The organism is Gammaproteobacteria bacterium, assembly GCA_027296625.1.
GTDB lineage: Bacteria > Pseudomonadota > Gammaproteobacteria > JAKEHO01 > JAKEHO01 > JAKEHO01.
This window is the reverse complement of sequence record JAPUIX010000144.1, coordinates 1-3770: the sequence shown is the minus strand read 5'-3', so window position 1 is coordinate 3770 and position 3770 is coordinate 1. Positions and strand designations below refer to the sequence as shown.

5 protein-coding genes are annotated in these 3770 nt (G+C 53.2%); 4 read left to right on the top strand and 1 reads right to left on the bottom strand.

The window, feature by feature from the left end:
- Both O6944_08170 and O6944_08165 read left to right on the top strand, forming a co-directional pair.
- The coding region (locus O6944_08170) for a glycosyltransferase family 4 protein (protein MCZ6719106.1) at positions 1 to 1001 on the top strand (1001 nt) is incomplete at its 5' end.
- Between the two features lie 599 nt (positions 1002 to 1600).
- Positions 1601 to 2794, top strand: coding sequence for a hypothetical protein (locus O6944_08165; protein MCZ6719105.1), 1194 nt, complete (start codon positions 1601 to 1603; stop codon positions 2792 to 2794).
- Positions 2795 to 2812: 18 nt separating this feature from the next.
- On the opposite strand, the gene O6944_08160 is transcribed toward O6944_08165, so the two are convergent.
- Positions 2813 to 3058 carry a hypothetical protein gene (locus O6944_08160; protein ID MCZ6719104.1) on the bottom strand — a complete coding sequence of 82 codons (246 nt, stop codon included), beginning with the start codon at positions 3056 to 3058 and terminating at the stop codon, positions 2813 to 2815.
- On the opposite strand from O6944_08160, the gene O6944_08155 reads away from it, so the two are divergent.
- On the top strand, positions 2949 to 3209 hold the full coding sequence (locus O6944_08155) for a PEP-CTERM sorting domain-containing protein (protein MCZ6719103.1): 261 nt from the start codon (positions 2949 to 2951) through the stop codon (positions 3207 to 3209). The two genes, O6944_08160 and O6944_08155, sit on opposite strands and share 110 nt — an antisense overlap.
- A 7-nt stretch (positions 3210 to 3216) precedes the next feature.
- Complete coding sequence (locus O6944_08150; protein ID MCZ6719102.1) at positions 3217 to 3690, top strand: hypothetical protein; 474 nt, start codon at positions 3217 to 3219, stop codon at positions 3688 to 3690.
- The last annotated feature ends 80 nt before the right edge of the window (positions 3691 to 3770 follow it).

The window sequence follows — 3770 nt, the reverse complement described above, 5'->3', positions numbered from 1 at the left end:
CCTTTGCGTTCGACCAGGCGGGAGGCAACGAGAATCCGTTTGCACTTGCCGGGAGTTCCATGAAAAGTCGGGGTATAGGCATTCGGAATAACCGTTATTATTCTACGGTACCCGAACTCCTCAGCCAGATCATGCCTTCCTACCACAAGGCGCTCGAATTGATACAAACACGAAACTACGACTTCATCCATACACACTTTGTTGTGCCCTCGGGCATCGTCTCGTACCTATTGAAAAAGAAAACCGGGCTGCCCTACATAATTACAGCGCATGGATCAGATATACCCGGCTACAACCCTGACCGCTTCAAATGGCTACACAGGCTCATCGGACCGGTGTGGAGCAAGATACTTCACCAAAGCAATGCGGTCACCGCGCCATCCCACTTCCTAAAGGGGCTCATACAAAAACAAATTGCTTGTCCAATAACGGTTATTCCGAATGCCTATACCCCGACTTTTCATGGAACTCCCGGCAAGTGCAAACGGATTCTCGTTGCCTCCCGCCTGGTCGAACGCAAAGGTGTCCAATGGTTGATAGAGGCAAGCGACGTGATCGGTGATGATTGGGACGTCTGTATCGCCGGTGATGGTCCCTACCTTCCAGATCTGAAACGGCTCGTCGACAAGGTGCGTACCTCGATTCGATTTTTGGGATTCTTGCAACGCGAGGAGCTGGAGCAACTGTACCTGTCATCAAGCATCTTTGTGTTTCCGTCAATGCAGGAAAATTTTCCCATGGTTCTCCTCGAGGCCATGGCTGCGGAGTGCGCCATCATCACAACTACGATCCCGGGTTGCAACGAAGTAGTCGGGGAGGCTGCGGTCAAGGTTGCACCGGGTCACGTTGGGCAGTTGCGGGAGGCCCTTGCGAAATTGACCGGTGATGCTGCAAGCATCAGCCACTACAGCCGTCTGGCACGGGAACGCGTCGGGCAGTACTCTGCGCAGCAGATTACTGCACAGTATGAAGACCTGTTCGCACAGGTAATCAAGCAATGACGAACCGTCCGGTTTCAAAGCAGGTATAGCGCTTCAGAATAATCCTGACCGCTTAGTCTGAGAATATTCAAGGCAAGGTGTGTAAATTTCAAGCACTGTCCGGGACGGGGTGGCAGGTGAAGGGTTGGTGAGGCGGTCAGGCCAGGGGAGTTCCGCCAGTCATCGGTCGGGATGCGTACAATGGCGTTTCAGCAGGGGTGTGGCAGCGCGGGATTGGTCGGCATGTAAATGCGAACATGTATGTATAAGGGCATGGATTTCGTGTGCAAACCAGACCGGGTTGCCCTGGCCTGCCTCCACTATCAACATCTGGAGCCACTTGGTGAAAACAACCAGATCTACGTTTTCGACTCATATACTCTGAGCGAGTTTTGCGGCCACCGCATCCAGCCCGCAATATTCACGCAGTTGGCGGCGGATGCGCTACGAAACAGTTGTAAGCACGCAGTATTGTTCGTCGAATCGGTGAATCGGCCGAACATTGTGTCCCGGCAGCGATTGGGCTTCGCTCCCAAAGGACTGGTCGTACGACTCAAGATTGGACCGTGGTGCTGGTATTTTTCGCGCGGAAGCGCGCCTAATATGCGAAGGCGTTTGTCTTGAACAAGAGTGCGGGTCCCACGCGCATGTTGGCGAAGCAACTGGGCAAATTGTACTCCCGCATTCCGGACCCGTTGGATCGGGTCTTGCTGAAGGCTTATCGGCGGATACGCGAAAACATACCGCGTTGGATCACCGTAGAGCGAGTGAGCGGCTACGATATCTTTGTGAATAAACCGATTTCGATTCTGCTTGTCGGTAGCTCTCCGGCAAGCGAATACTTTTTGCACCGTTTGATCGGCAAGAAACACTCCCGCGAACAATTGGGGCGACCCGACCGCGGCGATGCGGTGGTTTTGGTACGGGAAAGGCGGCACCACCATGATCTGGCAATCATTCAAGGGCCACGATCCTGGACGGACACGGCGTTTGATGCCGCATATTGGCGTGTGCCTGCCGCTATCGGCAACGATGTCAACCTGCAATTTGCTACCGGCAAAGAGCCATGGATAAATAACAGCAATCGACCTAATCTTCATCGAATTCGGAAGCACGGTTTTGTCCGGTCGATATCACATGCCCAATCCGACTTCGAGTACTTTTATCATCGAATGTACATGCCGTATATTCGCGAGCGTTTTGGTGAATTCGTGCAAGCACGGTCTGAACACAGGATGCGCCGATATTTTCGAAGTGGCGCGCTGATCTGGGCATCGCTGGGAAGCCAGCGGCTAGCGGCTACGCTAATCAATTGCGCCGATCAGCGCGCAACCAGTTGGATTTTTGCTCCGAACCCCGAACGACAAGACGCGGTAAAAATGGGCGCCATAAGCGCCACTTACCTGTTTTCACTGGAATGGGCCATCGAACAGGAGATGCATCGATTGAATCTCGGACCCTCACGAGCATGCCTGCTTGACGGCGTCCTACGTTACAAGAAGCATTGGGGTGCATCATTAGTCGAAGATCGAAGCGTAAGAGAAGACCTGCTCTTTTCCTGGCAACGAATGACACCAGCGATTTTTCGCTTTCTCCACGAGTCACCGTTAGTCGTCCGTCAAGGCAACCAGTTTGCCGGGCTTACCGCAATCGTACCCGGCTCAGAGGGCGACGCAGGAAAAACTGAAGTTCATCTCAAATCCATTGCCGAAGCCGGGTTGTCAAAACTCATTGTGATAGCGACAGCAACGCACAATTCAGAATTCGCACAGATCAAAGGAATTCCCATCCGATGGCTACCGGTTTCTGATTAATTCTGGCATTGCATCGCCTCAGCTCGCACCTGTTGCATATCGTATGTAAAGCTGGCGATATCGATTTGCCACTGAGCGCTGCGTGTAGAGTTCTTCTAGGCGCGTGCGCGCAGCAGTCCCGAGAGATGCGCGTAGTTCATCGTCACCCATCAACTTGGCCAGTGCCAACCCAATTGCATCTGCATCGTTTGGCGGTACTTTGACGGCAAGTCTCAGCGTCACATCCTCGGACGGTCTTTTCCCAGTTCTAGATGATATTGACATTACAGTTTCGTCGGTTGCTGTTCCCGAACCCGGCGCTCTCGGCCTGTTAGCCGCTGGGCTGGCAGCAATGGGTTTCATTCGGCATAGACGAGGAAACAAAGCAAGCAGGCGCAAATTGTTAAGCAGGCACGACAACGTCAAAACTGAATGATTAAACAATGGAAAATGCTGTTTTCGTTGCTGCCCCGGCGTCGGACTGGAATATTCGTAGCTCCACGCCGGATATTTATGGCCCGTTGGCGGCGTGGATCGATGGCACTTATGGCGCAGGCCAAACGGCGCATGACGGCACTCGCTGGGCGGGTGTCTACAGCGACGGTACAAAGGTGGAAGCGTTCGACCAGGTATTAAGTACACCATTGGTTGCCGGTCAGTCTTTTGCATTATCTGCCTATCTCTTGGAGGGCGATCCTCCGACTTTCACGGTTGGTGCCGGTGGGTATGAGGTCTGGTTGGGAACGATTTCGACGATTGATGTTCTGCTCGGAGTATTGGGGACCACCACGGCGAAAGGTGTTTGGCAGTACCGGGATTTCTCGTTTGTCGCACCGGTCAATGTGGCAAGACTAACGAGTATCATATTTTCGCCGATGCCCGTTGCGTCCTTAGACGCTTGTAAAGGTTCGCAGTAGAATCTTCCGTACCGCCTTCCATCCACGAAACAGTAGCCCGTGACGATACGGGTCGTTTTCGACCAGATTCCCATCCGGAT